General features: G+C 56.6%; 15 protein-coding genes. 10 read left to right on the top strand and 5 right to left on the bottom strand.

The window, feature by feature from the left end:
• The first annotated feature begins 57 nt into the window (after positions 1-57).
• Positions 58-591, top strand: coding sequence for a 30S ribosomal protein S5 (gene rpsE, locus HFP54_RS03215; protein WP_146412497.1), 534 nt, complete (start codon positions 58-60; stop codon positions 589-591).
• A gap of 194 nt (positions 592-785) precedes the next feature.
• Positions 786-1,283 (top strand): 50S ribosomal protein L15, encoded by a 498-nt coding sequence (gene rplO, locus HFP54_RS03210; RefSeq protein ID WP_146412495.1) that lies wholly within the window; start codon positions 786-788, stop codon positions 1,281-1,283.
• 86 nt (positions 1,284-1,369) lie between these two features.
• Here the strand turns inward: rplO and HFP54_RS03205 are convergent, their stop codons facing one another.
• The 4 genes from HFP54_RS03205 to HFP54_RS03190 form a co-directional block, all read right to left on the bottom strand.
• Positions 1,370-3,055, bottom strand: coding sequence for a serine/threonine-protein kinase (locus tag HFP54_RS03205; protein ID WP_168564013.1), 1,686 nt, complete (start codon positions 3,053-3,055; stop codon positions 1,370-1,372).
• Positions 3,056-3,179: 124 nt separating this feature from the next.
• A complete protein-coding gene (locus tag HFP54_RS03200) occupies positions 3,180-6,347 on the bottom strand; it encodes a tandem-95 repeat protein (RefSeq protein ID WP_168564012.1) in 3,168 nt (1,055 codons plus the stop codon).
• 136 nt (positions 6,348-6,483) lie between these two features.
• Complete coding sequence (locus HFP54_RS03195; RefSeq protein ID WP_168564011.1) at positions 6,484-10,623, bottom strand: WD40 repeat domain-containing serine/threonine-protein kinase; 4,140 nt, start codon at positions 10,621-10,623, stop codon at positions 6,484-6,486.
• Between the two features lie 127 nt (positions 10,624-10,750).
• Positions 10,751-11,281: an ECF-type sigma factor gene (locus HFP54_RS03190; protein WP_168564010.1), complete on the bottom strand. Its 531-nt coding sequence runs from the start codon at positions 11,279-11,281 to the stop codon at positions 10,751-10,753.
• A gap of 555 nt (positions 11,282-11,836) precedes the next feature.
• Between HFP54_RS03190 and secY the strand changes: the two genes are divergently transcribed.
• The 3 genes from secY to HFP54_RS03175 all read left to right on the top strand — a co-directional run bounded on the left by secY (position 11,837) and on the right by HFP54_RS03175 (position 18,826).
• Positions 11,837-13,234, top strand: coding sequence for a preprotein translocase subunit SecY (secY, locus tag HFP54_RS03185; RefSeq protein ID WP_168564193.1), 1,398 nt, complete (start codon positions 11,837-11,839; stop codon positions 13,232-13,234).
• A gap of 49 nt (positions 13,235-13,283) precedes the next feature.
• A complete protein-coding gene (locus HFP54_RS03180; RefSeq protein WP_196784269.1) occupies positions 13,284-13,889 on the top strand; it encodes an adenylate kinase in 606 nt (201 codons plus the stop codon).
• A 284-nt stretch (positions 13,890-14,173) separates the two neighbouring features.
• Positions 14,174-18,826, top strand: a complete 4,653-nt coding sequence (locus HFP54_RS03175) for a BamB-related PQQ repeat family beta-propellar protein (RefSeq protein ID WP_168564009.1) — start codon at positions 14,174-14,176, stop codon at positions 18,824-18,826.
• Between the two features lie 50 nt (positions 18,827-18,876).
• Here HFP54_RS03175 and HFP54_RS03170 read toward each other — a convergent pair whose 3' ends face one another.
• Positions 18,877-20,415 carry a BamB-related PQQ repeat family beta-propellar protein gene (locus HFP54_RS03170; protein WP_315853838.1) on the bottom strand — a complete coding sequence of 513 codons (1,539 nt, stop codon included), beginning with the start codon at positions 20,413-20,415 and terminating at the stop codon, positions 18,877-18,879.
• A gap of 177 nt (positions 20,416-20,592) precedes the next feature.
• Between HFP54_RS03170 and arfB the strand changes: the two genes are divergently transcribed.
• The 5 genes from arfB (at position 20,593) to HFP54_RS26085 (ending at position 25,535) form a co-directional block, all read left to right on the top strand.
• A complete protein-coding gene (gene arfB / locus HFP54_RS03165; protein WP_146412481.1) occupies positions 20,593-21,021 on the top strand; it encodes an alternative ribosome rescue aminoacyl-tRNA hydrolase ArfB in 429 nt (142 codons plus the stop codon).
• A gap of 126 nt (positions 21,022-21,147) precedes the next feature.
• Positions 21,148-21,882 (top strand): UvrB/UvrC motif-containing protein, encoded by a 735-nt coding sequence (locus tag HFP54_RS03160; protein ID WP_146412479.1) that lies wholly within the window; start codon positions 21,148-21,150, stop codon positions 21,880-21,882.
• A gap of 154 nt (positions 21,883-22,036) precedes the next feature.
• Positions 22,037-23,449, top strand: a complete 1,413-nt coding sequence (locus tag HFP54_RS03155) for a sensor histidine kinase (protein ID WP_146412477.1) — start codon at positions 22,037-22,039, stop codon at positions 23,447-23,449.
• A gap of 133 nt (positions 23,450-23,582) precedes the next feature.
• Positions 23,583-24,239, top strand: a complete 657-nt coding sequence (locus HFP54_RS03150; RefSeq protein ID WP_145300786.1) for a response regulator transcription factor — start codon at positions 23,583-23,585, stop codon at positions 24,237-24,239.
• Between the two features lie 114 nt (positions 24,240-24,353).
• Entirely contained in the window at positions 24,354-25,535 is a 1,182-nt protein-coding gene (locus tag HFP54_RS26085; protein ID WP_206035964.1) for a DUF2786 domain-containing protein, read from the top strand.
• Positions 25,536-25,623 lie beyond the last annotated feature (88 nt).

Here is a 25,623-nt window from a genome sequence, read left to right as displayed (position 1 = left end):
CGGCCAAACGGACCGCCCCCTTTACGAATCGACCGTTCATGCCGACGGGCAAAGATCATGAGTAGCGGACACCGCAACAAACGAAAAAAAAACGAAGAACCCGCTGTCGGTGACGGCATGCTGGACCGCGTTGTGAAGATCAAGCGTTGTGCCGCCGTGGTCAAAGGCGGTCGACGGTTCAGCTTCGCAGCGATGGTCGTCGTCGGTGACGGCCAAGGCAAAGTCGGCTGGGGCTATGGCAAAGCCAACGAGGTCCCGCCCAGCGTTCAGAAAGCGCAAAAGCAGGCCAGCCGTAGTCTGGTCCAAGTCCCGTTGGTCGACGGTTCCATCCCGCACCAAGTTTGGGGCCACTTCGGTGCCGCCAAGGTGCTGTTGGTACCCGCCGGTGCTGGTACCGGTATCATCGCCGGTCAAGCCGTGCGTGCCGTTTGCGAAGCCACCGGTATCCACGACATTTTGACCAAGTCCTACGGCACCAATAACCCGGTCACCTTGGTCAAGGCAACGTTCGACGCACTGGAAAAGTTGCGTACGATTGAACAAGTCGCTGCCCTGCGTGGTTTGGAACCGGCCGAGTTGGTCGAGAACTGAATCCGTTCGCCAAACTTCATCCCGGTCGATCAAGGACGCCCGGATCCGCGGTTCGCGCCGACGGACGAACTTCCTTGACGCAAATCGACGTTTCGATTCGCCTACAAGCCCATTATCGCAAAAAGTGTTCGCGGCCATAGCGGGAAATCCCATGGTCCGTTTGAACGACCAGCCAATCGACTTGGTGATAGATCATGAATTTGAACGACGTGCACCGCGGGATTACCAAGAACCGGGCCCGCAAACGAATCGGCCGTGGGATCGGTAGCGGTCATGGCAAGACGGCCGGCCGTGGACACAAGGGCCACAAGAGCCGCAGCGGTTACAGCCGCAAGCCGAACTTCCAGGGCGGTGCGATGCCGATGTTCCGCCGCATCCCCAAACGTGGTTTTAACAACCGTTGGGCAACCACCGTCTTTGCCGTCAATGTCGGCCGATTGAACGCCGCATACGATGATGGCGCCACGGTCGATCTGGAATCGATGAAAGCGAAGAACCTGGCATCAGGAACGTTCGACGAAGTCAAAATTTTGGGCGACGGCGAACTGACCAAAAAGCTGACCGTCACCGCACATCGCTTCAGCAAGTCGGCCGAAGAAAAGATCACCGCCGCCGGCGGAACGATCAACAAGTTGCCGCCCAAGCGAACTCCCAAAGAACGCGTCGAAGCGCTCAAGTCAGCATCCAAATGACGGATCCTGGTAAGTGACGGCTGCGGCCAATCGCTTTCCAGCCGAACGACATCGACCATTCATAACGCCAAAGCATCGTGACACCGTCACGATGCTTTTGTTTTATCGTCGACCGTCGGTAATTCGGGCATGGTCTTCGATGGTGCATTGCGTTTGCGATCAGCCAACATTTTGGCCGCCGCCGGGATGGCAATCAAATGCACACACAGCTGCACCATGGCCATGCAGCCGATAAAAAGATGGGCGACATAGCTTGCAAACGGATTGCCTTTGTAGGCGGAAAACGCAGCTCGGCCGCCAAGTAGCACCGACGCCAACAGGACAGCAAATGCCAGACTCAGAAGCGTCCCGATGCAAATGCACCAGCGACGATGCCGAATGGTCCGCACACCATTGATCAGCAACGGCAGATGAGGAAACAGGGCGACGGGAATGGATTCGATGAAGAATTGACGGTTGTCAAAATCAAACGGCACCCGATATCCCAAACCCAGTAACACGTAGTGACTGTACAGATTGCTCAAGACGGCAACTTGAATCGCAACGGTGATTACGCCCGCTTGTTTGATACGCTCCGGACGGCGGCACCATAGCCAAAAACGGCGGCCGATCGAAACTCTTCGAATACGAATTGGATTCTCGGACGCGAAACGCTTCAGGTCGTCGCGTAGCGATTGCGCCGACTTGTATCGGTCCGTTGGTTCCCGTTGCAGACATCTGGAAATGATCGTCCGTAAATCGCGGGGCAATTTGCGAAGGGCCATGGTCGAGTTTGGGTTGACCGCGCGAATTCGGTCAAGCACGACCGTCAACGTTTCGCCATCGAAAGGACGTTCACCAGTGGCCAATTCGTGCAACACGACGCCCATGGCGAACACGTCGCTTGCCGGCCCTATCAAGCTTCGCTGACATTCGGCTTGTTCCGGGGCCATGTACAGCGGCGTCCCTAGAAACATGCTGTCGGTCGTTTTGTCCAACTGCACATCGATGAGTCGAGCCAATCCAAAGTCGGTGACCTTCGGATAAAAGCGTGCGATACCCTCAGTCGTCGTCTGTTCATCGCGACCGACCAACAGAATATTGGACGGCTTCAAATCCAAATGCACGATGCGGCGGTCATGACAATGCTGAATCGCATCGGCAACAGCGGCCATGAACATCGCAACGTCACGGGGATCACGTGGTTGCGGATGCTCTCGCATCCAAGTCGCCAAGTCCCCTCCGTCGCACCACTGGGATGCGATGTAGGGGTAAAGGCCATCGGATCCGACCTGTAAGATTGACACCAGATGCGGATGATCCAGCCGCGCCGCCGCCCGCGCTTCGCGAATGAAGCGACGCTCCACGCCCCGCGAAAGCATGAGTTCCACCCGGGGCACCTTCAGTGCGACCTCCCTATCGAGCACCGGATCACGGGCATGAAAGACATTTCCCATGCCGCCACGGCCGACCAAGCGGGTCAGCTCATAATTTCCGATCTGCTTCAGCGGCGATCGAGAGAATTGACTGTCGACCGGAGTGTCCGCAGCGTTTTCAGGGACCGTCGGCGTTTCATTCACCGTCGATCGGGATCGCTTTGGTTTCGATGAATCCAAGACGGCGAAGAACCGATCCGCGTCCTCCCGTATTTCCAACAACGACACCAAATGATTGCGACGCTGATGGTCGTCACCACACAAGTCGTCTAATAGATCCCGTTGTTCAACGGGATCAGCAACTCGGCAAAGCCTATTGAAAGCTTCCTCGTCGGACAGCGCGTCGTCGGATGGCACAGTTACCTCGTGTTGAACGTCACAACAGACCCCGGAAATCCTGCCCAATCTGCTCAGCGACGCACTTCACCGTTCGTTGATCAGCCACAAAGCCCTATCGATTCCGGACAGGAGCAACACCATTTTATAGCCTTGCGTCGGGCAGACCATCACCGTTGGAATCATCTTCCAGGTCCAGGGCAAGTGGATCCCAGGTGTAATCGGTCAAAGCCAGGTCAACAACGTCCGCATAGGTCCCGCTTCCTGGGTTCCAAATCCACCCGGTTCGGAACAATCCATTGGAATCGGTCACGCCAGAATAGGTGCGTCCGGCGAATCGAACGGTGATTTCGACGCCGGCGGCCTTTTGATCCGCACTGTTTCCCTGCCCATCAAAATTGGAGTCACTGCGGACATGAAAGACCGCACGGCGCTGCCAACCCCAATAGCGAGAATCGAACTGGATATCATAGACATAGATCGCATTGTCATTCGCCTCGGCGACCTCGATCATGACCGTCGCCAAGGCGCTTTGCAGGGTGCCATCACTGGCCGCGTACTCGAACGAATCTATCCCGGTGAATCCTGACGGCGGCGTGTAGGTGAATGAACCATTCGCGTTCACAGTGACCTGGCCGCCCTGATCGGATGGTCCACTCCAAGGCTGGATCGACAACGCATCTCCATCGACGTCACCATCGTTGGCAAGCAAGCCGTTTGCCGGAACCACCAGTACCGTGTCTTGATCCACAGCGAAGCTGTCGTCAAAAGCAACGGGCGCGTCATTGACGGGAGCGACCTCGATCGTCACCGTTGCAGCGGCGGAATCGCTAATCCCGTCATTGGCAGCGTAGGTGAATTGATCGGTGCCATCGAAGTCCGCGTCGGGTGTGTAATTGAACGAACCATCTGGGTTCAGTGTCAGTGTTCCGTTGCCCGGTCCGCTGATTAGGTTCGCGGTCAGACTTTGCCCTTCGGGGTCGCTGTCATTATTGAGGACGCCGGCGGCACCGATGCTTAGCGTGCCATCCTCCATCACGGCATACGAATCGTCACTCGCTGTTGGAGACGGATCCGTCACGATGACTTCACCAGTGACCGAAACGGTGTCGACGTACCAATAGTCGGCCGAACGGCTAGACATTCCGCCTTCGAAGCGGATCCATAGCGTGTCGGCGTCGAACGGGATGTCAAAGCTGTAGTCGCGGTAGGTGTTGTCGTCTTCGCCGTTGCCAAAGGTTTTCAGTGTGGTCCAGTTCGATCCATCGGGGCTGACGCGGACGTAAGCTTTATCTTTGTTTTCGAACGAACGTAATTTGCTGGCGAAGGAGAGGTTAAGATCCGTAACGCCTGCGGTATCGACGGTTCGGGTCAGTGAGCCGCGTCGCTGAATGATGGCGTGCAGCGTTCCGTCGTTGGGGCCGCTATTGGTGACAAACGCCGAATTGTTCGTAAGTTCCCATTCATCCAGCCAAGCTCCAGTCCCACCATCGGGCGTTCCATTGTCGAAATCATCAAACGTGGAAAAATCATCATTGATGATCGTGACCTTGGGAGTCGTTGAGTTCACCCCAATCCCATCCAGGTTGGTCAGCTCAACCGTAAAGGACTCATCCGATTCGGCCAGGGAATCTCCAACAATCGTGACGTCAATTGCGGCGGAGGTTGATCCGGCGGGAATGACCAACGTGCCGCTGGTCGCGACATAGTCTTCCCCGGCTACCGCTGTTCCATCGATCGTTTGATAGTCGACTGATAAGTCGGTCGACCATGCTTCGGCCAGCGACAAAACGACCGTGGCAGTTCGACTCGTATTCCCTTCTGAAAGGCTGACGTCGCTGACGCTCGTTTCCGCGCTGTCACTCAAGGCGTATCGAACAAGAAAGCCATCGGTCACTCCGCCAAAACTGGCGTCGGGAGCTCCTGGGGTTGTCGGAAAATCTTCGGACCGCGTGAATCCGCCGAAGTAGAATTCACCGTTCACGACATTGGACATGCCATACCAGTCGTCCGCGTTTGATCCACCAATCGAAATGGAATCCAAAAGGGTCGAAAGATCCGCGTCAAATCGCAAAAGGTGAACATTGCCTGCCGGATTGAGATACTTCTCCGATCCAGCGATGACGAGTTCGTCACCATCCAATTCGATGTCTGCCGGCGACAAAAAGATGACATCGTCGTTGATGTGAAACCGCGTCGAAGCGGCGAGGTCTCCGTCAGAATCAATCAGGCTGACATAGTTGCCGTATGAACTAGCGACGGAACCTTGGTATGGAAATGTCTTGATATCGGTTCGGTAGGCTCCGTCCGTCACAGGATAGCCGTCGCCTGCTTTCCCAAACAAATACGTGGAACCATCCGGTGTGGCAGCGATATCGACCCCGTCATCGGTTCTCGTTCCAACGTAGGAGCCGTATTCGAGATCGCCACTGGTCGTCATCCGAGCCAGGTAGACGGATCGTGATCCGATCAGGGTCGCGCTTGCCGCATCCGGGGTCGTCGTCAGATCCGCCGAGTCGGTGACGACGGCAAAGTGGATCAAGCCAGAGTCATCCGTATCGATGCTGACGCCTCTTTCGATTCCCGACCCGCCCACGTAGGTTGAATAGTCGAGCGAATAGCCATTGTCAAAGCTGAAGTACGACAAGGTCGCATCAAACGAGCCTCCGTAAGAATCGTCGACGGAAGCTTGGTTGGTGGTGGGAAAGTCGGCTGAATCGGTACGCGTCGTCAGGTAAATTCCCCGCTGATCATCAACCGTCAGGTCGATCGGAAAAGCCTCCTCACTTCCTGAGCCTCCTAAGTAGGATGCATACACAAGTTCATCGGTCGATAGCGTCGAAGGGTCCGAGTCGATCGCATTGCCGTCCAGCACGGTGAGATAGAGATCAAAATCGCCCGCGCGTCCCGCTTGATGGGCGTCGGCAGTCACGCTCAGACCGTCTTGCTGGGTCAACGATGCCAAATAGACGAATCCCTGGGAATCGACCGCCACATTATAGGCATATTCATCCAGAACCTGACTCCAAACCACGTCGCCGTCTGGAGAGACCTTGCGAAGAAATGATTCAAACTCATATGTGACTGGGTCCGTGGCTTCATAACTCGTCACGTACGCATTTCCCGCCGCATCCTGTGCGATTTCCCCAACTCCGTCGTCAAACTCCGCCGAGCCAAAGTACGTCGACAGTTGAACATCGGCGGCCAGCAGTTGCCGGTTTTCGAGTCGCTCCAAAGTTCTCGCGATTCGTCGTCGTCGGCGATCATAGACATGTTTGCGTTTTCGGGTCAGACGTTTCAGTGAAGGCAACATGGTGGGTGATCTCCGCCGTGCATGATGAGTGGTGAAGGATACGTGCTCACCCTCTCTCGGCGGATTTGCGGACCCGATTGCATCAGCGCTTGTGGCTTATTTTGAATTGCGGTCGAGAGCACGCAGCTGTCGATCTTCATTCTCTCCGCGGATCAATCAGGTCGTGCGCTTCTTGTCGCAGCAACTTGATTGTCAGCAGGCGATTCCACGCTGAATCGGATTTCAGTTCCGATTCCGCGACCTCGTCGGCCGCTGACAACAATTCCTTTGCTCGCCGCACGTCGCCTAGGTGCCATGTGTTGATTGCATAGAAGAATCCAAAATTGACCGGAGCCTTGCGTTCGCCGCGTTTCAACCGCAATTCCCGGAAAACCTTGTCCGCTTCTTCATGTCGGCCAGCTCTCACGAGAACCGTGCCAAGCTTAAAAGCGGCCGACTCATCCTCGGGATTTTCGTGGGCTGTGCGACGCGCGACTTCGATGACCCTATCCGAATCTTTAAAAAGATTTGACGCCAACGAAGCGGTCCACGGTATCCAAGATTCCTTGGAGGGCGGATCTGTTCCTGGAAGTCTAGCGAGCATTTGATCGACGACCGACCGAGCTGACTCTTTGTCTCCGACGGCAAGTTTCAGCAGAGCCGCGCAATAGTAGGGAGAATCAATTTCAGTTCCCGCAAGATCGATCCAACAACTGGCATACGTCGCGGCGGCGTCCCATTGTTCCGCATCGATCGACCGAAACATGTCCTCTTTCACTTGGTAATCCATTCGGCCCAGAAACGCGTCTGAACCGGCAAATTGTTCTCCCCGGACGATGTCCCAGATGTGAAGTTTCCCTCCAGCGTCGTAAGCACCAAGCCGTCTCCCATCTTGTGACCATGCGACTTGACGTGCTTCATGATCGAGTTGCCAGCGAAGGAGGATTTCCCCGGAATTCGCGTCCCACACCAAGACAACGTGATCCTCTCCACCGGACGCGACCGTTCGACCATCGGGATGAATGTCGACCGAATTCACTTTTGCTCGATGAAGGTTATCGCCGGCAACTTTCATTAGGTCACCTGACGTGTACGTTTCGCATATACCGACATCGTTCCCCACGGCCAACATTGTCCCGTCGTTTGACCAGTCGACCGTTCGAGCCCCATCACGCGACAAACCGACTTGAACTCGTTGATCGATTGATCCGGTGCTCGCATCAATCATGTAGAGCCATCCATGGTAGGCCGGAGTGCCATCATCCGATTGAAGCCCGTTCCCAACCGCGGCTATCTTCTTACCATCGGGTGACCAGTCGAACTGGGCCACATTCACAAAGTGTTTATCTCCCACAGCGATTTCATCGTCGTGGCTTTGGGAATCGAAGATGATTGGTATCGTGCGTGAACCAAGACTCAATACGAGACGCGCCCTCTCGTTCGACCGATGCACCGCAAATTGCGCAACTCTTTTGCCTTCAAGAACGGAAGCCAATCGAGGGTCTGTACAATCGGCAATTGCACTATTTTTCAGTCCCAATGCGAAGTCAGTTGCGCCAAGAATCCATTTTTCTGAGGCAGACGGGTAGCGTTCGATTAGTCGCTTGTTACCTGTGTCAACGTTAAGTTCGTAGAGAGAGCTGTCATCGCAGTATTGTATGGTTTCCGGGGTCGCCCAGCGGAAACGTCGTTGACCTTGTCGCCGACCAATCAGGTGCATGTTGCGTGGTTCTTCGTCCATCGACCAAACGATTATTTGCCCGTCGGCTCCAGACGCTGCAAGTCGGTTGCCGTCGGGTGACCACGCCGTGTCATGTACTTTACCGAGATGCCCGCCGAATTGCCGGACAAGCTCCCACGTCTCGGAATTCCAAATCTTGACGTAGCCATCGATGCCTGAGGTCGCTAGGAATCGATCATCACGACTCCAAGTCGGTCGACATTCGCTCCAGTGGCATCGAAATCTCTTGATCTCTTCTTGATTCGCTTCGTTGATGACGACGCACCAGCCACTAGCATCGGTGATTGCCATCCACGGTGAGCAATTGGCCAACGCTCCATCTTTTGTGTTGGGCGGCGCAACACCTTCCACGTGTTCGTGCTTGAGGGTGCTGAACTGATATTTACGTAGGTGGTTAGAATTCTTCTCGTTGACAGCCCAGATTCGTGACTCGTCAAAATTCCAGTCCACCAGTTTGAGATTCCCCTGGTACCTGTCTTTTTCAACCATCTGCCACTTCTCGTTGACGCGTCGAAGGAGGAACACCGTCGGGTTCTTACGTGACTCTGCATTCGAGTGGGTGATGCAGCCAACCAGAATCTCATCGTTATCGGCGTTCCAGCGAATCGACCATACCGAGCCGGGAAACGTTGCTAATTCCGACACCGTATCGGTCTTTCGGTCCCAGATCCGGACTTTGGCGTCATCGGATGCAGTCCCCCAAGCCAGCCATTGTCCGTCATCGCTGAAACGGACGCACTTCCCGATGGTCCGACCAGGATTCCAGCGGTGCAATTGTTCTCCCGTTTCGGCATCCCAAACCGTACAGGCGGACGTGTGATCCACGGTGGCAATCAGCTTTCCGTCGCTGCTCCAGTCGATGCCGACGACCTCAGCTCCGATTCGCCATGCGCGATCGCTTTGATTCGCTTGCCCTAGAAGGTAGTACCACTCGAAACCTCTCAAGTCGATTTGATCTTTGACCACCGCATATTCCGACAGTGTTTCCATCGCTTCGGACTGCAATCCCTGCTTGACCTGAGCGGCGGCCAAGCGGATGTCTGAAACATATGCCGTCTTTCGAGCTTCCATGGATGCGGCTTGGGCTTTCTGTGAAGCGATTTCGGCCGACTTGGCATTTGCCTCGGAAAGCTCAAGCAACGACTTGTAGTCGGCTGCTAGACTCTCCGCCTTTCCCTGGGCTCGTGATGCGATCTCAGCATTTCGTCGAGAGTCGAAAGCGAATTTTAGGCTTGTGAGCGTTCCGATTGTCATGGTCAAGATAATGCTCGCCGCAAACATCATCAGCCAACGATTGCGATGGGCGTAGCGTCTTAGCTGATAGATCGTCGACGGCGGACAAGCCTCGACCATCTTGCCATCAAGAAGGCGACGAATGTCCTCTCCGAACTCCCGTGCCGACTGATACCGCCGTTTGCGGTCCTTTTCGATCGCCTTCATCACGATCCAGTCGAGCTCGCTGGTGATCAATCGCCCAATCTGTTTGGGAGGTAAACCACGACGCTCCGCAATGGTTTCCTGGTCTTCCTTGAGGGTGCTGAGCCTTTTACTCGGCCGCGGTGGCTCGGTATCACAAATTCGTAGGCGAAGCTGTTCGAAGGTGAGTTCCTTCGCGGTGTGGCGATCGATCGGCAAAGTGCCCGAGAGCAACTCATACAACATCACACCCAACGAATACACGTCGCTGCGGACATCGACATCGACGTTGGACAGGGAGGCCTGTTCGGGGCTCATGTACAGCGGGGTCCCCATCAACTGGAACATCCCTGTGAACAATGTCTTGTCCGTCAAATTGTCGGTCAGCGCCTTGGCAACACCGAAGTCGATGACTTTGACCAGCGGTTTGCCATCCTGTTCGGTGACCAGGACGTTGGACGGCTTGATGTCTCGGTGGATGATGCCTTTGTTATGAGCGTGCTGGATCGCGTTGCAGGCGTCACAAAACAACTCTAATCGCTGACGGTTGGGCATCTTCGCCCGGTCGCAGTACTCGGTCATCGGTATGCCGCGAACGAGCTCCATCACAAAATAGGGTAGTCCCGATTCGGTCGTCCCCGCGTCGAGTGCCCGGGCAATGTTTGGGTGCTCCATCATTGCCAACGCCTGACGCTCGGCCTCGAAGCGGGCAATCACCTGCTTGCTGTCCATCCCCGGTTTGATGATTTTTAGGGCGACCTTGCGGCGGACGGGGGCAGACTGCTGTGCCAGGTAGACGACGCCCATGCCGCCTTCGCCGATCGGCTCCAGCAGTTTGTAGGGGCCGATTCCAGCTCCGGCCCGCAATTCGGAAAGCCGACCGTGCCCGACCGTCCACTCCAAATTTTTTCTGTCGGTCGGGTTTGAGTCGCAGGTCTCGTTCAGTTGCCGATCGTCGTCATCGAGCGCACGGAAAACCCGCTGGGCAAACTTCCCGCACCGATACAACTCCCGAAGCTGCTCCGCTCGCTCGGGCGATTCTACCTGCTGTGCCTGCAGAAACGCTTCGCGGTCCGAATCGGATTCGATTCGTAGCAATTCCGCGTAGAGCGATTCGACCTGGTCATCGGTGGAGGGCATCGCAGAACTCGCCAGTAGGACGGATCGAAAAAAGATGTCTTTCCGACAAGTTCTCGGCGCATTTTCGTACCAGCGTGCCTCACCCCAAAGAGAAAATATTGATCCACGTCGGTCCGAAGCCGGATCCTTAATTCGACTCCGGATCCATCATTTTCATCAGTCGTGCTTTCGCGTAGGCCCAGTATCGATCCGCCGTGGCCCGAGAAATGTCGAGAACCTGGGCGACCTCCCGCTGCGTCAAACCACCAAAGACACGCAGCTTGACCAGTTCGGCCTTCACCTCGTCTTCCTCCGCGAATCGGTCGAGACAATCGTGAATCCCGAGCAAGTCATCGGGGGCCATTGGCAATTCCAGCGCGATGTCACCGAGATCGGCGCGCGCCATCCCGCCGCCCCGTTTCTGGCAAAGTCTGGCCCGAGCCGAATCCACCAAGATCCGTCGCATCGCCTCGGCCGATGCCCGCAGAAAATGAGAGCGGCTGGTCCAACCGGACGTCAAATGTTCGCCCTGAAGTTTCAAATAGACTTCGTTGACCAAGGCGGTCGTCTGCAATAGATGGTCGGGCCGTTCGGCACGCAATTTTTTTGCGGCCATCCCTCGCAGCTCAGCCTGCAACGACTGGAGCAGGCTATCGGTTGATTTCCCTGTACCACTCATGATCGACCAATCCGAGACGGCGTGCTTTCCAACGGCAGTCCTCTACTGCGAGCCCCCTAAAGACTGCCGCCAAAAACTAGTCAACGGTTACGTGCGTCCGTCGATGATATCAGCAATCAAGCGGCCCAGCCAACAAAGTGGGGATCGAACACCACCCGCATTTTCCCGGCAGCGCCGGCGTGAGGTGGACCATGCCTCAAATTGATGGGCATATCGTGAAAGAGTTCGGCCGGATGGATCGGCCAACGCGGGAGCCGGTTTCTGATTCAAATCGGCATCGGCCGGCTTAGTTCCATGGGCCGAATCGTTACCGTCGCCGGCGTTCCGGTCCGATCAGCCGGCCCCTGCAGCGAAGCCGGCATGACCGCTTCTTCGATCCCCTGTGACGGGAAAGAATTGGCAGAAAGATTCGGTGAAATCTGCCTGACAGCCGATTTTGTGGTGTTTTCTGCGGTTGCGGAAGGCAAATTTCCGACCGTTCAGCCTCGCGGACGAACCGGAAAATCGCTAATCTTCGTCTTTTCTGCACGCCATCCCCGTTGTCCGTTCTGGCACATGTTTGAAAAGCTTCGAATCGTCTTCACCATTCCCGAATTGCGGAAGAAGGTGCTTCTGACCATCGGGTTGCTGGCCGTTTATCGGATCGGTTTTCACATCCCGTTGCCGATGGTCGCCACGAACTTGGGCGAATCCTCCGGTGGGGCGGCCGACTTCTTCGAGCGGGTCAGCATGTTCGCCGCCAGCGATCTGCGCCAGGCGACGATCTTTGGTCTGGGGATCATGCCCTACATTTCGGCGTCGATCATTTTCCAGTTGCTGGGCAGCGTTTACAAACCGCTGGAAGAGCTGAAGAAGGAAGGCGAGGCGGGCCGCAAAAAGCTGAACGAATACACGCGTTATCTGACCGTGGCGATTTGTTTGGTCCAAAGCTACATGTACCTGAAGTTCATGTTGATGGCCGGTGGCCCGGGTGGCTTCGGAAACATCAACCCGAACTTTTTGAACGCCGAAGGCACGGGCCTGTTTTGGGGCTGGCAGATCGTCGCCGTCCTGGTGATGACCTGCGGGACGGTGTTCCTGATGTGGTTGGGCGAACAGATCGACGAATACGGTATCGGCAACGGCATCAGCCTGTTGATCATGGCGGGCATTTTGGCCCAGATGCCCAAAGCGTTGTATGAACTGATCCGAAACATGAAGCCGCAACTGACGGGGCTTAGCCGCGGACAGGTCGGCATTGAAACACTGATATTGTTGGTCTTGTTGTTTGTCTGTGTTGTTTTCGGCGTGGTCTTCATCACGCTGGGGCAACGCAAGATCCCGACGCAATCGGCCAAGTTCACCCGCGGACGCCGTGTTTACGGTGGCACCCGTCAATTCTTGCCGCTGCGGATTAACCAAGCCGGCGTGATGCCGATCATTTTCGCCAGCAGTTTGCTGATGATTCCCGGGGTGTTCTTCGGATTCATGGCGGGTCTGTTTGAGACTGATTCGTCGTTGTTCCGTTGGCTGAACATGGTCGGATTGTCGATGCAGGACCAAAGCTCCTACTTCTTCAATCTGCTGTACGTCGCGTTGATTTTCTTCTTCTGCTACTTCTGGACGGCCATCACGTTCAACCCGAAAGAAATGTCGGACAACCTGAAGGAAAGCGGAACGTTCATTCCGGGGTATCGTCCCGGCAAGCGAACGACCGATTACCTGGAAAAGGTGATGGTACGAATCACCTATGTCGGGGCCGCGTTCTTGGGATTGATCGCGATCGTCCCGACGATTGTTTACGGGTCGTTGGGTGTGCCTTATTCGATCGCTGGTTTTTACGGCGGAACGGGCCTTCTTATCGCCGTCAGCGTCGCATTCGACTTGGTGCAGAAGATCGACAGCCACTTGGTGATGCGAAACTATCGCGGGTTGCTTGAAGGTGCCGGTGGCGGAACGTCACCCGTCGTCTGAGCGTGGCCGTCGCCCGACCGTTTCGTTTCGCTTCTGACTCGGTGAATCTTTGAACGCATCCAACCGACGTGGCGTCGATCACAACGACGCCCCCGTGTTCCGGATCGTCTTCATTGGTCCGCCCGGGGCAGGCAAGGGCACCCAGTGCCGGCGTCTGTCCGAACGTTTGTCGATCCCGCATTTGTCGACCGGCGAAATGCTGCGTGCGACCAAGGACGGATCGGAGGTCGGCGAATTGGTGGCCAGCTATATCGACGGCGGCCGCTTAGCCCCCGACGATTTGGTGATGAAGATCCTGACCCGTCGTTTGGAAAAGGCGGATTGTTCATCGGGCTACCTGCTGGATGGTTTTCCGCGGAATGTCCAACAGGCGCGGCTGATGGACGATTACTTGAGCAGCCAAGACGAACAGCTGACCCATGTCATTTCGCTGTGCGTCCCCCAGGAAATCTTGATCGAACGTTTGGCACGTCGTGCGGAAACCGAAGACCGCGATGACGACACCGACGAAACCATCCGGGTCCGCCTGGAAATCTTTGAATCGCAAACTCGGCCCGTTCTGGACTATTACCGCCAGTCCGGCATCCTGACCGACGTTGATGGCACCGGAACGATGGACGAGGTTTCGCAGCGTCTGCTGGCATGCGTTGTCTAATCGGGCCCGCTGGCGGTCTGGACCGAATCGATCGATCGGGCGAAGTCTGACCAGATTCAGCGTCGGCTAGATTCGGTGATGACCGCACGGCGATACGTCGGTCCTTTGTCATCGCCCGCGAAGACGCGAGTGTTGGATTCCCCTGTAGGGGGCATCAACGGCAGATCGCACGATTGATCGGTGTATCGCTGGGGTGAACGGGTTTTACAATGGACTCGGTTGAAAGCACCGTATTCTGCAATCGGCGAATCGATTCATACGCCATCATCACATCGGATCAAACGATGACCTTGTCTTTCCGCTTTCGGTTTTTGTTGGTTTACCTGGGCTGGCTGGCGATGCTTTGCGGCACCGTGTCGGCCCAAGGCCTGCCCTTTCAAAATCGCGCCGAATCATCCGCGGGCTTGATCACGCCACCCCGCGCAGTGCGACAGATCTTGAGCGACGCCCAGCGAGCAATCGATCAACAGCAATGGAGCGATGCCGTTGCCGGCTTAGGCGATTTCCTGCAGCAAGAGACCAGCGAAGCAGCCGACCTGGCGCTGACCCAAGACTATTTCCTGGACTCGGTCGACCAGGATCCCAACGCCACGTTGTCACAAAGCTTGATCCGCCAAGCCCGCCAGATGATCGGCGATTTGCCGGCCGACGCACGCGAGACGTATGAATTACTGTACGGCCCGTCGGCACGACGAATTTTCGACCAGGCGACCCAGCAACGTGATTGGCTTGCCTTGGCCGAAGTCCGACGCCGGTACTTCCACACCCAGGCCGGGTATCTGTCTTCGATCGTCCTGGCACGTCGCGCGTGGCAGCGTGGCGAAGCCTTGCATTGTGCCATGCTGTTGAAAGACATCATTCCGCAAGCCGACGCTTCACCGCACATCGACGCATCGGTTGTTGCATTGTTCGCGGTCGCGGCCCGGCAATCGGAACTAAAACTTGAACCGGAGCTGGAACTTTCCGGGCCGGTTCCCGCGATCGGCGATGCCGAGGCAATCGCCGCGGGCGAAAGCCGTTCGGGCGAATCATTGCGTCAATGGTGTGACGATGCGGCGACGATCGCCGATTTGGCGTCGGCTCGATTGAGGCAGAACTTTGGTTTGATGGGAACGACGCCGGACCGTAACGGAGGTGCGTCAGGGCAAATGCCGCTGACTCGGCCGGAATGGGTGGTCGAATCGACCGCATCGCCCCGGGAATCCGAATTGCTGGCCGACCAAGCCGAACGTTTCCGCAGCCAAGGTGTTCTGCTGCCTCCCAGCGCGCAACCGCTTGCGATCGACGGCCAAGTGATGGTCCGGACGACCAAATGGCTGACCGGAATCGATCAATCCACTGGCAAGATGGTTTGGACCTTTCCTTGGTATTCCGCCCAGGATGCGTTGGATGATTTCGAAACGCCGCATCCATCGCTGAGCGAGGAACAGGAGGTCGCACAATTGGTCCAGCGGGTTTGGCACGACCTTCCCTATGGCCAGCTTTCCAGCGACGGCCAACGGTTGTTCTTACTGGACGGATTGGATGACCTGGAATCGTTTCGCATGGGCAATAGCGCGATGGGATTGCGATCACGTCGGGAAGCGGCCAACACCCTGGTCGCTTTGGAACTGAAGACACAGGGCAAGCTGCTGTGGCGAATCGGGGCTGATGAAGATGAAGCCAGCACCTTGGGCGATGCTTTCTTTTTGGGGCCACCACTGCCCATCGATGGCCGGTTGTATGTGATGGCGGAAGTCAGCGGCGATCTGGGACTGTATTGCCTGGATCCCGCGACCGGCCAAGAAATTTGGCGACAAACTTTGGGTTCGATTGATGGCTTGCCGGTGCGATTCGATGCACAGCGAAGATTGGCCGGCGCGATGCCAACCTATTATCAAGGGCTATTGATTTGTGCGACCGGAAACGGATTGGTGGTCGCGATTGATTTAGCGGACCGGACGTTCCGCTGGGCCCATCGTTACCCACGGCCTCGTTCCGCCGCCAACAACAGTTTTTTTGATCCCGAGCGAAATGATCGTGAATCCACCCAGCGTCGTTGGGCCGACGGCGTCGCAATCGCCGGCGACGGTCATGTGGTGATCACCCCCATCGAAAGCGACCAATTGATCGTTCTGAATGCGGCGACGGGGCAACCCAGTTTTCGTGCGAAACCCAGAAACGGTGAACTGTACGTCGCCGGAATTCGCGACGGCAATTACATCTTGGTCGGCCGCCGTCAGGTTGCCGCGTATGACCTGGAATCGGGAACGAAAGTTTGGGCCGTCGATGATTCTGTGTTTGCCGGCGATCAAGAAGTGGCGGGTCGTGGAGCATTCGGCGATGGCGACTATTACGTCCCCACAACGCAACACGAACTGATTCGGATTTCGACCGCTGATGGGTCGATCACGGGTCGCAAAAAGGTCGACTATCCGTTGGGCAATCTAGTGGCATCCGGTGGCGAACTATTCAGTCAAACTGCGACCGAAGTCGTCATGGCATCGGGGATGAGTAGTTTGCAACCAGAAGTGCGTCTTCGTCTGGACCAAAACCCCGACGATGTGATGGCACTGATCGACCAAGCGCAACTGTTGCTGGAAAACGGTCAACGCGACCAAGCCGTCGATGTGCTGCACAAAGCCGAAGCGTTGGATAGCGACAACGATGAAATTGATCAACTGCTGGTGTCGGCGATGCTGGAACAGTTACGTGAATCGGAAAGCATCGATACCGATCTGATTGCCAAGCTGGAACCCAGAATCGATCAGCCGGAACAGTTGCTGGAATTCCAACGCCTGAAGGTGGATGGTTTTCTGCGTCAAGGCCAACCGGAACAATCACTGCGTGAACTGTTGGCATTGTCCAGCTTGGTGTTGGATGCCCCCGAAAGCGACGGCACGGTGGTTACCGGTTCGCAAACGCTTTCGGTGCATGAATGGATCGCCGGCCGCGTGGCACGTTGCTATCGAATCACCGAAGACCAAACCAACAACGTTTCGGTGTCTGAGGAGAAGCTGGACGATTTGGTCAGCCGCACGTTGTCGGAACAGTTGGCCCGCCCGACCGCGCAGCTGCAAGAATTGATGCGGCAATGGTCACCGACAGGATTCGCCGACCAGATCGGCCACGTGTTGTTCGATCGTTTGAAAACGAAACGTCAATATCATTTAATCGAACGGATGGCACTGGGCACACTGCCACATCGACGTTGGAAAGAGCTTTCCGACGATCGTCTTTACATGTTGGCGTATGCCTACGCAAAGTCCGAGATGCCGGAAGACGCATCCGCGGTCATCGCCGAACTGGCAAACCGAACGGCGATTGATCGGTTGGCCGAAGCGGATTGGGCCGGCCCGTTACCCGATTTGCTTGGCCAGCGAACCGCGCCGCTGGATCTGTGGCCCGATCGCGTCGACGTCAGCTTGGACCTGTTAACGCGAGCCAGTCCGACCATGGCCATGTCCAATTTCCAAGCGTTGCAGCGCCGCTTTGCCACTTTACGTTTATCGTCGGAATCGGGACGAACGTTTGCCGGATGGGAAATCGGCACCAACAGCAGCCAGTCGCTGCAAGTGCGTGATGCGTTGGGACGCGCACGACCGATCGCGCTGTCCCCGCACCCCAATCGCAACGGCATGCGGGAATATGCGATCAGCGGAAGCCTGGCACTGTTAAGTGTGGGAACGGAGCTGATCGCGTTGGACATGACCAAAGTCAATGACGCGATGCAACCACCGATGATCTGGCGACGTGAATTGGTCAGTCGCGAATCGGGCGTTTCATCCGTGCGTACCGAAAACGATTTGGGCGATGTCATTTATCGCAACCGAATCAGCAGTGGAACGATGATCAACGGAATGCTGCCGGAAATCAGTGTGGGACCGATCCTGGGCGATCGCTTCTTCGTGTTTCGAAACGGCGAATTGATGTGCCTGGATGCGATCACGGGCGACACACGATGGCGAACCACCGACGCACCACGAACCGGCGTGTTGGTCGTCGACGGATCGCGTGTGGCCCTTGTCTCCGACGAAACGAATGAGATTCGAGTTTACGATCTGTATGACGGGACACTGACCAGTCAAAAGCCTTGGAATCATGGCAATCTGTGGGGCCGCAGCGATCGCTTTGTTGTCGCGATTCAGGCCGACGGTGAAGATGACCAAGACGATTCACTGCGTCGACGCGTGATCATGATCGATCCATTCGCTGACGACGGTGGCGTGATGATCGAATCCGACGACTGCATCGTGTCCCGTTCCAGCCAGTCCACCGAAGATTCGTTCGGGGACCTGTTGAACGGTCGTTGGGTCACGGTTCTGAATCATGAAGGCAAGCTTGCAGTCTGGGATCTGCAAACCGGAAAGGAACTTGCCCGCGAATCAATCGACATGTCGCAGGCACATCACGGGTTATCAAGCGTTCAAATGCGCGGTGGTTTGGTCATTCTGCCTCAAGTAAGTTTGCCGGCAAGCAATGACATCGAATCGGAAAAACTGGACGGCCGCACGACAGACAATCAAAAGGAAGCGGGAGCCGCGTTGGCATTTGATAGCGTCACCGGCGAATTGAAATGGCGGCAAGATTTCGAACTTCCTTGGGGCGTTACCTTGGACCAACCCGCGGCTTCACCGCTGTTGCTGTTCACACGTTTGCGCAGTGCCTATTCGACGCAAGGAAAGCGTGAGCAGTCATTGGATTTCCAAGCCATCGATGTTCGAAACGGCAAACTGGTCGCGCAGCAATTGCGAAACGACGTCGGATCCAAGTTCACGTTCCGCGATACCGAACAAACGTTGATGCCACACAACAGTATCAAAGCACGTATCGATACCCTGACGATCGACTTTCAGTTTCTGTTCGAATCCCCAGTCAATCCAACTGGTAAACAGGATCCTGGCGATGCATCGAGTTCAGGCGATGCGATTGACGACGCGGCGCCGGAGCAACCCTAGGACTCCGGGTCCGCTGGGCCAACTTGGACAATGCCTCATCGGTCCCGTTATCACTTCATCGGGAATTGCAAACACAGGACCGTTTGATCGCCACGGACCAGTATTTGCGGCGTACGATCGGGGACGGACACCCACAGGGGCGCGGACCAACAGGGGTACCGAAGTGCTGACTTTGCGTCGCCGTTCGCAAAGGCTTCTTCAGTGGACAGATCATGCGAAGCCTGAATCGACAGTGCTTCGGGTTCGGCCTTTGCGATGTGAAGTGTGCCGCGTTCCTCCAAAATCAACAAATGGTCCCCCACCGCGGTCACGCTGCTGCGTCGGCGTTCCAATCCAGTCCATTTGACGGTACCCGTCATCAGGTCCACACAACGAAAATCGCTGTCCGGGGCGTTTCGGCCACTACAGCCGTAAAGGTAACCATTGACCAAAACCGGCGTCGCCCAGTGGCTGCGCATCGCCATACGTCGACGATCGCGACGCGGGTCTTGCCAAACGACGGTTGGTAATTCGGATGAATCCACATCCAGCAACACACTTCCCACTTCATAGCACTCGCTGATGAACACCTTTGATCCGTCGACCACGGGAGTCATGGCATTGACGCTTTCCAGCAAGTCCGACCGGTGATGGAACTTCCAAAGGGTCGTCCCGGCCTTTGCGTCGACACACCACAAGTGATCGCGGGCCAACAACAAGACACACGCTTTGTCGTCGATCTGAATCGGACGTGGACTGCTGTAGCTGGCCAGATCGTCAACGGTTTGCCACTGCACTTGACCTGTGTTTCGATCGAAAGCAACCAAGCCGGTGCCATTCGGGCTGACGCGGTTCAACTGTCCCGGTGGAACTTCTTGGTCTTCGTCGGGGCTGCCGCCCACCATGACGATGACCAAATCACCGATGACCAGAGGAGCCGATCCGACGCCGAAAAAATTCTGGACCACAGCGAATTGATCAACGGTTTCCACCGCCCATCGTTCAGTGCCGTCGCGTAGCGATCGACAAGTCAGGCGACCGCGAACCCCAAGTGTATAGACACTGTCTTGGTGCACGGTGGGACTCGATCGCGGTCCGGCTTCGTACCCGTACAAGTCTTGGTATCGACATTCGTTTTGTTGGGTCCAGATGACCTGTCCCGATACTAGATCGACACATCGCAGTCGTTCCGTGATCGATGACCGGCGTCCAAAGGCGCGGGGGTCGTTGGAATCGGGTGCCGCATCAAAGTGATAGTATCGATCGGCCGCGGTGACACCGATGCCGTAGCCTTCGCCAACCGGCAACGACCAGGTGACCGAAGGCTTGCCGTTCCAGTCGACTCGATCGGCGGTTTGGATCAAATCCGCGTCGTGGACGGTGCCATCGAAGTGCGGCCCCAGAAACCGCGGCCAATCTGCCGCCGACCGACCGGCCGTCACGACGACCAGTGCCAGGGCGATCATCCAATGTGCAATCACCTTTGGGGCGACCAGGCAGCACTGTTGCACCGCGGGCGCACTCGAGTTGGCGGTTTCCGGCAGGTGTCGCCGTCGGCCGGGCGGCGTGAAGGTCAGCCGAAGGCCGCCGCGCACACGTTCTTTGGACACGCGATGATTCGCGAAGCAATGTTTCGGCATAAGGCTTGCGTGGACCGTTGATTCGGCCGATGGTAGGAAGCGTCCCCCTACCGACGACCGGCATCGTCGGGGCGGCGAAGCAAACAAGAACGCTGGAAATTTTTTTTGGTTCATGGTGTCGCCGATCGAATCGGTGGGAGAGTGTCAGTGAGCGATTTGGTCGTCAATCGACGTTTAACGTTGCCGGCGGAATCGATCCAGATTTCGCATTCGCGAAGCAGTGGCCCTGGCGGGCAGAACGTCAACAAAGTCAATTCCCGGGTCACATTGCGGTGGTCTCCCGGGCAATGCGATGCGATGCCGGAGGATTGGAAACGCCGGTTCATGGCCCGTCAAAGTAACCGTATCACCCGTGACGGTGATTTGGTGCTGCATAGTGACCGTTTTCGCGATCAGCCCAGTAATCTAGCGGACGTCCGGCAACGCTTGGTCGATCTGTTGCTGGAATGCCAGTGGCCGCCGAAACCACGCAAGGCGACCCGCCCCAGTCGTTCAAGCAACAAAAAACGATTGAAAAAGAAAAAACAGCACAGCCAAAAAAAACAGCTTCGCCGGTCGCCCATCCCGCGCGACTGATGCGGAATCGGATTCAATGCTTCTCGTCAAAATTGTCGCTGCTATAGTAGAGCTCAGGCCGAGGGCCGATCGATCGGCCGGGGCGCAGCGGCCGGTTTCTCTCGTCCAGCCAGACCGATGGAATCGATGAAACGTTCAATGCATATCGACGACCTGTTGTCCAAGTGGGCCTATGATCCGTCGAATCTGAACGTCCGATTGGTTAAAGGCAAAGACGGCCGCGACGTGATTCAAATGCGGCTGGACATGGGCATTCTGCAACTGGAAACCGCCGGCCGTCCGGATGGTTCAAAGGTTGAAGGATCCGACACCTATCTGGACCATTTGCAACTGGAACATCTGGAAGCCCCGGACCGTGTGCTGACGGATGATGAATGCGCCGAAGTCGACCGTGAATTCATGCAGTTTTATCATCGGCGTTTGTGCTGGTTGCGGCTGCAGTATTACCACCGCGCGGTCATGGACGCGAATCACACCTTGCGGCTGATGGACCTGTCGTCGGTGATGAGCCCGGATGAAGAATGGACGGGATCGCACGAACAGTACCGACCATTCGTTTTGTTCCACCGGACCCAGGCCGAAGCGCTGGGTGAATTGGAAGAAAACAGCGCCGAAGAAGCCGTGCAAGCGATCAATCGCGGCTTGGAAACGATGCGTCAGTTTTTTATTCAGCACGATGCCGAAGAACATTTTGAAGAAGACGAGCTGGTCGTCCGCTTGACCGAACTACGCGAATCGTTGCGAAACGAGTACGAAGTCGGCCAAACGCTTAGCGAACGCCTGGATGCCGCCATTCAACAGGAAGAGTATGAATTGGCGGCCCGTCTGCGTGATGAGCTTGCACGACGCCAATCCCGCTGATTCAATCACCGCATCTCGGTGACTTTGGTCGACCTGCCGAAACCGACTGGCGGTGGCCGATCGCGAACAAGTTCGTCGTCCATGGCGATCGAATCAGTTCGTCGCGAATCACCGAAGCCTTGTTTGATCCTCTTGTAGCCGCGGGAATGCCGCTATGCCGTTGATGCAACGTGCCCGTTTGGGTTCATCCACATGGTTGTTGCTGTTGCGTTCGGCGGCGGTGGTCGGCCAGCTGGTGACGATCTTTGCCGTTTGGGTCTTGGCCGACCTTGATGTGGCGTACCTGCCGCTGTTGGGCCTGGTCGCATTGACCGCCACGACGAACGTCATTTATGCGTTGTGGCTGACACGCAAGAAACCCGCCGCGACGGTTGAGCCATCGGATGAATTAAGTCGCCCCGAAGCCATTGGCATGAAGGGACCTGTCGGCCGGCTGGCGAATTCGACCGACGACCCGTCGTCTTTACTTGTGGACATCGACGACGATGCCAGCAAGTCCGCGGGATGGATCGCTTGGGTGTTGATGCTGCTGGACCTCGTGACGTTGACTGCCATGTTGCACCTGACCGGTGGCACTCAGAATCCGTTTTGCTTTTTCTACTTGGTCAACTTGTCGGTCGGTGGCGTGATGCTGCGGCCGTATCGCGCATGGACATTGACGGTCGTCGCGGTGGTCGGTTTCGCGTTTCTGTTGGTGTTTTCCACCGCGCTGCCGGAACTGCTTGACACCAACATCGACGCGGCAAGCAACATTCATCGACTGGGCCAGATGATCGCTTTCACCGCGTGTTCGGCCGTCATCACGTACTTCGTCACCCGCACCTCCGGCGAACTGCGAATGCGTGAAACGCAGTTGTTGGAAGCACAAGCCACCGAAGCAGCCAATCGACAACTGGAAGGTTTGACGACGTTGGCCGCCGGCGCGGCACACGAACTGGCCACGCCGTTATCCACCATTGATGTCATCGTTCGTGAATTGTTCCGCCACTTGGATGGAATCGAGAAGCCCGCATCAGTGGAAGAAGACTTGCAGCTGATCGACGGACAGCTGGAACACTGCCGACAAATTCTGCAGCGAATGCGTGCTGCATCGGGTGATTCAACGACAGGTCGTTGGGACGAAACCACCGTCGGCGAATTGATTGACGTCGCCCTTGATGGCGTCCGCCAACCGCATCGCGTGGATGTGATCGACGCCGCACCGGAAATCGAAGACCGACCGCTGTGGGTGCCTCAGGAAGCGGTGGCTCAAGCGATTCGAAACTTGATCCACAACGGTTTGGACGCAAGTGACCGCGACAAAAACGTTGTCTTGGAGACCCGTGTCGACGATGGCGTGTTGCAACTGATCGTGACCGATTCCGGATGCGGCATGAGCGAAGACGTTTTAGAACGGATCGGTAATCCTTTCTACACCACCAAAGATCCGGGTCGCGGGATCGGACTGGGCATTTTTTTGACGCGAAACGTTGTGAAAAAGCTAGGTGGTCAACTGAAAATGGACTCGACGCCCGGTGTCGGAACGACGGCACGGATCATTTTGCCCATCCGCCCACCGGCGAACTGACCCATATTGTCACAGGTGCCCTTTAAATCGTGCCCAACTGTGGCGAAACGGGGCGACGGGATGCAAACAAAATGTCACAATCGGGTTACACTTGAGACTTGGTCGCATGTCTCGCAGTACCAGGAAAGGAACGATGAACGATCGAGATTCAGAACCGGGCCCCATCTACACCACCAGCGACGTTCAAGCCGAAAGTATTTTGCTGGTCGACGACACGTTCGTGCTGCGGGACCGCTTGGCAATGGCGATGCAACAGCGTGGTTTCCGTGTCGAAACGGCCGGGAACTACGACGAGGCCGTCGAAGTTTTTAAGCAACGTCCCACTGACCTTGCGGTCTTGGACTTGCGAATGCCGGGCCGCAACGGTCTGGAATTGCTACGCAAGTTGCTGGAATTCAAGGAAGACACGCGGATCATCATCTTGTCCGGTTTCGGCAGCATTCCGGCATCGATCGACGCCATTCGCTCCGGTGCGGTGAATTTCCTTAGCAAGCCCGCGGACGCCGACGACATTCTTGCCGCATTCCTGCGTGGTGACGAACAAACGGTTCCCGACGGTGCCGTTGCGTTTCCTGCGCCCTCGCTTGCGCGAAACGAATGGGAACACATCCATCGGGTCTTGGCCGACTGCGATGGCAACATCAGCGAAGCGGCACGACGTCTGGGAATCCACCGCCGGTCGCTACAGCGAAAGTTGCGCAAGCGTGCACCGGAGGATCCCTCGGTCCCCGATGCAGAAGACATGTTGGACGCCGACGATGCAATCGCCGGCGAAGAAGCAGTGGAATAGTCCGCGGTTTCCAGCCAACCAATCCTTTGACAGTCCACTGAACATCGCCGGGGCGTTCGAAACCGCATCGGCGATTTGTCGTTCCAACCGATCAGTGCCTCGCTTTCGAAAAGGATGCATGACGTGCAGTGGATCTGGGACGACGGTGGCCGCGCGTCCAGCGGCTTCGTCGGAATCGCGGGCGACTGTGTCACGCGGTCGATCGCCATCGCGACCGGTTGGTCCTATGGCCGCGTCTATCGCGAACTGTTCGATGCCAACCAATCATCGCCGCGTGATGGCGTCCCGATCTATTTGGCGGAACCCTATCTGAAAAGAGCCGGTTGGAAACGCCTGCTTGCCCATGACGTCCCGTGGGATGAACTGCCGCAAGGCGTGGTCATTGTGGACTCTCAGAATCGCAGAACCGGCAAAGGAAGACACTGGACAACGGTGATCGACCACACCGTCTACGACACCTGGAATCCCGTCGACGACGAATACCAGATCCTTGCATTCTGGACGCCGCCACCGTCGGATTCACATGATGCGACGATGCCCGCGGTGTCGCGAAACCGGCGACGAACCCAACACGCCCGCGCCCACCAGGATGAGTTTGACAAAATCCTGAATCGCATCCGAGCGTTGGACAACACCGCCAGTAACGACGCCAGCACCGAGGGTGAAAAACGCAATGCATTGCGGATGATGCAGAACTTGATGCTGCGTCACAACCTTTCTCGCGAAGACCTGACCATCCGGGATGACACCGACAACTTGGCTTTGACCCGCATGGCGTGCCCGGTCAACGGCCGAAGAGCCTGTCGGTGGGAAAAGGACTTGGCACACTATTTGACCGAGCAGGTCTTTCCCATGGTCCTTTGGTACGTCAACACGAAGGGACACCGCACGCTGTTCTGGTTTTATGGTCCGCTGGATGACGTCGAACACTGCATCCAGTTGTTTCGTGAATTGCTGCTGACCATCGCGACATCGGCACGCATTCGCTACGGCGGCCACAGTCGCGGCAGCGGTGCTTCGTATTGCGAGGGCTACGTGTTGGGCCTGCCGACCGCAGAGACCGATTTCAAATCCAATCAGACCGAGGCGAATGATCGGTCGCTGATCCAGGCCCGCGTTCTATCCACCCAGCGTTTGGCGGAAGAATGGCTAAACGTCGAATGCGGCATTCGGCTGGTCACGACACGCAGCAGCGGCCGATTCGACCACGACCCTGATGCGGCCCGTCGTGGTGAAGTGCATGGTTCCCAGCACGATGTTCGCGGCGAAAACGGACGGAAGCGGATCGGTAACTAAATCCACGATCGCCGCCACCCCCTTGCAAGGTCCACCGCCGTGACCAGCACCGCCGCGATTGCCGGCCGGCAAAGGCACGGCCGGCATC

Origin of the sequence: Crateriforma spongiae (assembly GCF_012290005.1) — a bacterium.
Lineage (GTDB): Bacteria > Planctomycetota > Planctomycetia > Pirellulales > Pirellulaceae > Crateriforma > Crateriforma spongiae.
The sequence above is the reverse complement of the archived record's forward strand: the minus strand, read 5'-3'. Positions and strand labels throughout refer to the sequence as shown.

Excerpts from the sequence above, each read along its gene's own strand:
- rpsE (WP_146412497.1), top strand. The coding sequence starts at position 58 with ATGAGTAGCGGACACCGCAACAAACGAAAAAAAAACGAAGAACCCGCT.
- rplO (WP_146412495.1), top strand. The coding sequence starts at position 786 with ATGAATTTGAACGACGTGCACCGCGGGATTACCAAGAACCGGGCCCGC.
- HFP54_RS03200 (WP_168564012.1), bottom strand. The coding sequence starts at position 6,347 with ATGTTGCCTTCACTGAAACGTCTGACCCGAAAACGCAAACATGTCTAT.
- HFP54_RS03195 (WP_168564011.1), bottom strand. The coding sequence starts at position 10,623 with ATGCCCTCCACCGATGACCAGGTCGAATCGCTCTACGCGGAATTGCTA.
- HFP54_RS03190 (WP_168564010.1), bottom strand. The coding sequence starts at position 11,281 with ATGAGTGGTACAGGGAAATCAACCGATAGCCTGCTCCAGTCGTTGCAG.
- secY (WP_168564193.1), top strand. The coding sequence starts at position 11,837 with ATGTTTGAAAAGCTTCGAATCGTCTTCACCATTCCCGAATTGCGGAAG.
- HFP54_RS03175 (WP_168564009.1), top strand. The coding sequence starts at position 14,174 with ATGACCTTGTCTTTCCGCTTTCGGTTTTTGTTGGTTTACCTGGGCTGG.
- HFP54_RS03160 (WP_146412479.1), top strand. The coding sequence starts at position 21,148 with ATGAAACGTTCAATGCATATCGACGACCTGTTGTCCAAGTGGGCCTAT.
- HFP54_RS03155 (WP_146412477.1), top strand. The coding sequence starts at position 22,037 with ATGCCGTTGATGCAACGTGCCCGTTTGGGTTCATCCACATGGTTGTTG.
- HFP54_RS03150 (WP_145300786.1), top strand. The coding sequence starts at position 23,583 with ATGAACGATCGAGATTCAGAACCGGGCCCCATCTACACCACCAGCGAC.
- HFP54_RS26085 (WP_206035964.1), top strand. The coding sequence starts at position 24,354 with ATGCATGACGTGCAGTGGATCTGGGACGACGGTGGCCGCGCGTCCAGC.